The following is a 4,725-nucleotide window of genomic DNA, read 5'->3' on the forward strand; positions in this document are numbered from 1 at the left end:
GTAAATGGTCGTCTTCCTTGAAGTCTGGAATTCCGCCCGGGATTAGATTACCTCCCAATCGGTTATTTTTATCAAATAAGGTAACGTGATGTCCCCGGATAGCAGCTACACGGGCAGCTTCACATCCTGCCGGCCCTCCACCGATCACCAAAACTTTTTTGGATTGATCTGCTTTTCCAAGTGCGTAGTCTTTTTCTCTGCCGCAAGCTGGATTAACGGCACATGAAATCGTTGCAAAAGATGCCAATCGACCCATACAGCCCTCCTGGCAGGAGAGGCAAGGACGAATCTTTTCTATTTTCCCAGCCTTGATTTTATTGGGGATATCAGCATCAGCTAACAATGGTCGACCAAGTGCAATCATATCGGTTTTTCCTTCACGTATAGCCTTGCTGGCCAAGTCTGGATTATCCAATCTGCCAGCAGTAATCACAGGTACCTTTAGAATGGCTTTTAAAATTTTGTTGTAAGGAAGATAAAGTCCTTTTTCCTGATACATGGGTGGATGTGCCCAATACCAAGAGTCGTAAGAACCGACATCGCCATTGAAAGCATCATACCCGGCTTCCTCTAATATTTTGGCAGCTTCAATCCCCTCTTCAATATCCCGTCCCTGCTCCTTAAACTCTTCGCCAGGCAATCCGCCCTGACGCCAATCTTTAATAAAGCTTTTGATGCTGTATCGAAGAGATACCGGGAAATCCTGTCCACATTCGGCTTTGATGGCTTGAACGATCTCTATGGCAAATCTTAAGCGGTTTCTCAGACTTCCTCCGTATTCGTCTGTCCGATGGTTAAAGAAAGAAATCGCAAATTGATCCAATAAATAGCCTTCATGAACCGCATGGATTTCAATACCGTCAAAGCCTGCCTTTTTGGCAATAGCTGCGGATTCCGCAAATTTTCTGATATAGGTGTGAATTTCGTCAATGGTCAGCTCACGACAAGTTACATCAGGAAGCCAGCGATGAGGAATGGGAGAAGGAGCGACAGCCGTTTTACCAACAATTGAAGGGATACTTACTCGTCCAAATCCTGCGGATAATTGCAAAAATATTTTTGTGCCGTATGCATGAATCCGCTCCGTCATCATTTTACCCGTTTTAACGAAATTCAACGGATTTAGAGTAGGGCAGGGCATGGATGGCAGGGCACATTTCTCAATTTCATTCTCAACCATCGTTACACCTGTAATGAGTAGACCTGTCCCACCTTTTGCCCGTTCAACATAATACTCGACGCCACGTTCATTAAAAGTACCATCGGCATCACAAAGCCCGCCTGGACCCATGGGAGCCATAACAAAGCGGTTTTTAATTTCCAGCTTTCCAATTTTCATAGGCTCGTATAAAATTTGATGTTCTTCTTTCATAAGAATACCTCCTAAGTATGGATCATTCATTCAACTGAATGCATTCACCGAATGGATTCAGTATAGAATAGGAGTAAGTATTATTATGTGATTGTTTTCACAATTAAACAAAATAGCATTCCCTATTATAATTAAGTAATATGAACAAGGTACCTGAGAAAGAGAAATATTTACAATAGAGAGGGAGAGTAAGTGAGTGTCAAAAAAACAATTGAATGGACGCAAGCTGCAAAGTTTGCAGACTAAAAAAAATATATATAACAGTACATTAGAGCTAATGCATGAAAAGAGCCTGGAAAAAATTAAAATTGAGGATATCTGTCGAAAGGCCGGCGTGTCCGTGGGGTCATTTTATAATCATTTCAAGACTAAAAGTGATATTTTGGTGGAAATGTATGCACAGGCGGATGGCTACTTTGAATTAAAATTTAAGAATGAACCACCTTCAGAAAGTATTGCGCAGGATCTTATTCAGTATTTTGAGGTTTATGCGGAATATAATCAGAATATTGGTTTAGAGACGGTGCAACAATTATATACAAGTAATAACAAGCTTTTCATTACTAAGGGTCGTGATATGCAAAATATACTTCAACAGATTATAGAGAGAGGACAAGCCGCGGGAGAGCTGGATCAAAGCATGACATCCGAAGAGGTGACGGACTACTTATTTATTGCAGCTCGTGGGGTCATGTACAACTGGTGTCTTCATGATGGCGACTCTGATTTAATTGTAAATATGCGTGAATATATGAGTCGTCTGATCACGATCTTTAAGCAAAGGAATTGATTGTATCCTAGCCGCAGAGACGGAGCACCACACGCTTAAAGAAGAAGTATAAAAAGGGATGAACAGCAAGCTAATTTAATGGCTTGCTGTTCATCCCTTTTGCGTGTAAAGCAGTTTTACATGCTGCTGTGTGTCGCTCTCATGCCTTGCTGGCTGTTGTTACCGTAGTGTTGCATGTTACCGCTGCCTGCATATTGCTGCCCGGTTGCACCCATGTGTTGCGGAAAGCTTTGATTCATGTGGCTTCCCATACCATAGGATGACGGTTGCATACTGCGGGAGGCGTAGTTATCGCCAAAGCCGGGTTGAGTCATTTGACTGCTGGAGCGGATGGTGTTTTCCAACTGACTACACAATTGGATAACTTGCTGGCATTGCTGCACAGCTTGTTGGTGGTGCTGGATTGCGGTTTGGATCATTTGAGCTGCATTGCGTTCACGTTGCACAAGGCCCTCTAAATTGGAGGCATTTTGTTGCTCCTGTTGTAGCAGTTGCTGATACATGGCAGTTCCTTGCTGTGTTTGTTGTACCAATTGTTGCATAATTTGTTCACACTGACGAAGCTGCTGTTGTGGAGCCATGGTGTTGTTGTACATTGTCATCAATCTCCTTCACCGGATGGTTTTGGGTTCCAGACCCTCATATATTGTGGCGAAGGAAGACGATGATTATACGCGGATTTTGGCTACAGACTGGCTACCAGAATAGCCGTAAATTCCTCTAGGAATACACGATCTTCGTGATCAAAGCGGGCTTTTAGCGGGCTGTCAATGTCCAGCACTCCCAGCAGTTCCCCGTTCTTAATGAGGGGGATGACGATTTCGCTGTTGGAGGCCGCGTCACAGGCGATATGGCCCGGGAACGCATGGACATCCTCTACGACAAGGGTCCGTCGCTCCACTGCGGCTGTACCGCATACACCGCGTCCCAGCGGAATCCTTATACACGCGGGCTGGCCCTGAAATGGACCGAGTACAAGCTCGGTCCCATCATAGAGATAGAAGCCGCTCCAGTTAATATCCGGCAGAAAATGACCAAGCAATGCAGAAGCGTTCGCCAGATTTGCAATGGTATTGGGTTCGTCATGAATGAGTGCCCGGAGTTGTCCGAGAACCGATTCAAATTGTTCGTGACGTGTGCCTTCGTAAGGGATAGTCTGAAACATGTAGTCCACGCTCCTATCAGTAAATTTTTTTACCATTATCTGTTGTATATATTGGCAGAAAAAGGTAATTCTGCAAGCTGCTTTTACCATTGGTTAATTAATTTAAGATATAACGATTGTATATATTCAGTCAAGAGGAAAATACATCTGTAACCTTTCTCGACCTCGTTACTTATGTGGAGAAAAGCAGGGAGTAAATACAGAGTATAGTCATCATTCATAACACAGGGGGGTTTGCGTTTGTTGGAGGGGTATGCTTAAATGTAGCGTATATTTATTGTCACTTTGATGCTGGAAGGATGATTGAACATGTGTGCATATGCATGTAAGGGGCATATACCACCGCTGGAAAGCCCGCGTCTTCGACTGCGAAAGATGGAAAGCGGGGATGCAGCTACGATGTTTGCCTGCTGGTCTGACCCGGAGGTTCACCGTTATATGAACCTTACGGGGATGTCCGGGCGTGAGGATGCGGAGGATATGATCGAGCTGTTGAATGAGCTGGCGAAGACGGAGGATGCGCTGCGCTGGGGCATAGAGCTGAAGGAGAACGGGAAGCTGGTCGGCAGCTGTGGATTTAATTATTGGCAGACCGAAGGAGCTTATAAAGCCGAAATCGGCTACGAGCTGGCTAAGCCCTATTGGAGAAAGGGCTATATGTCGGAGGCACTGCGGCTGGTCCTGTCTTTCGGGTATGACACGATTCGGGTGAATCGGATGGAAGCGTTGGTGGACCCACGAAATACGGGATCCCAAGCCCTGTTGTCCTCTATGGGCTGGACGCAGGAAGGGCTGTTACGACAAGTGCAGCATACGTCTACAGGCTTTAAGGATATGCTGATGTACTCCTTGCTGCATGAAGAATGGCTCAGACTGGAGGCGAGGCGAAATGCTGTTTCAGTATAACGGTGGGTCGTCGCCGCTGCACAAGCTGGGGCCATTAAGCAAGTTGATCCTGGTGGGATGCATTAGCCTGTTGTCGATGGCATGGGAATCAACACTGCATGAAGCTGCGCTGCTGGTTGTACTGATCGCTGCGGCTTGGTTTGGGGCAGGCTTAACGTTGGCACGCCAACTCCGGGCTATGTCATTTCTAATTGGTCTGGGCATTCCGTATTTTATATTGTCTATTCTGGCGATTCGGGAAGGACATATCGTGGCAGCTTGGGGGCCGATCTGGATTACAGCGGAAGGGCTCGATATCGCAGGGGCGTTGACGCTGCGCATTTTTGTGCTGTTTTTGGCCTCATATATTTATCTATCGACAACGGATCCCCGAGATTTTGTACAGGCTTTGAATCTGCGTCTGCGTGTCCCTTATCGGTTTGCGTTCGGTATTTCGGTGGCGCTGACGTTCCTCCCCTTATTGGAAGAGGAAGGCCGTACCATAATGGCGGC

At 45.8% G+C, this 4,725-nt stretch carries 6 protein-coding genes; 3 read left to right on the top strand and 3 right to left on the bottom strand.

Annotated features, from left to right (window positions below):
• Positions 1-1,372 (bottom strand): oxidoreductase (locus C1I60_RS09705; protein ID WP_212734457.1); only part of this gene is annotated, 1,372 nt, incomplete at its 3' end.
• Between the two features lie 196 nt (positions 1,373-1,568).
• On the opposite strand from C1I60_RS09705, the gene C1I60_RS09710 reads away from it, so the two are divergent.
• The gene (locus tag C1I60_RS09710; RefSeq protein ID WP_137061527.1) at positions 1,569-2,162 is read left to right on the top strand and encodes a TetR/AcrR family transcriptional regulator; all 594 of its coding nucleotides are present in this window, start codon (positions 1,569-1,571) and stop codon (positions 2,160-2,162) included.
• 116 nt (positions 2,163-2,278) lie between these two features.
• On the opposite strand, the gene C1I60_RS09715 is transcribed toward C1I60_RS09710, so the two are convergent.
• Together C1I60_RS09715 and C1I60_RS09720 are read right to left on the bottom strand one after the other, a co-directional pair.
• On the bottom strand, positions 2,279-2,758 hold the full coding sequence (locus tag C1I60_RS09715; RefSeq protein ID WP_137061528.1) for a hypothetical protein: 480 nt from the start codon (positions 2,756-2,758) through the stop codon (positions 2,279-2,281).
• 89 nt (positions 2,759-2,847) lie between these two features.
• The gene (locus C1I60_RS09720; RefSeq protein WP_137061529.1) at positions 2,848-3,327 is read right to left on the bottom strand and encodes a GAF domain-containing protein; all 480 of its coding nucleotides are present in this window, start codon (positions 3,325-3,327) and stop codon (positions 2,848-2,850) included.
• A 309-nt stretch (positions 3,328-3,636) separates the two neighbouring features.
• Between C1I60_RS09720 and C1I60_RS09725 the strand changes: the two genes are divergently transcribed.
• Both C1I60_RS09725 and C1I60_RS09730 read left to right on the top strand, forming a co-directional pair.
• A complete protein-coding gene (locus C1I60_RS09725) occupies positions 3,637-4,233 on the top strand; it encodes a GNAT family N-acetyltransferase (RefSeq protein ID WP_137061530.1) in 597 nt (198 codons plus the stop codon).
• Positions 4,217-4,725: energy-coupling factor transporter transmembrane component T family protein (locus C1I60_RS09730; RefSeq protein ID WP_252361661.1), on the top strand; the 509-nt coding region annotated here is incomplete at its 3' end. The genes C1I60_RS09725 and C1I60_RS09730, both read left to right, overlap by 17 nt.

The organism is Paenibacillus terrae (assembly GCF_005217525.1).
Taxonomy (GTDB): domain Bacteria; phylum Bacillota; class Bacilli; order Paenibacillales; family Paenibacillaceae; genus Paenibacillus; species Paenibacillus terrae_C.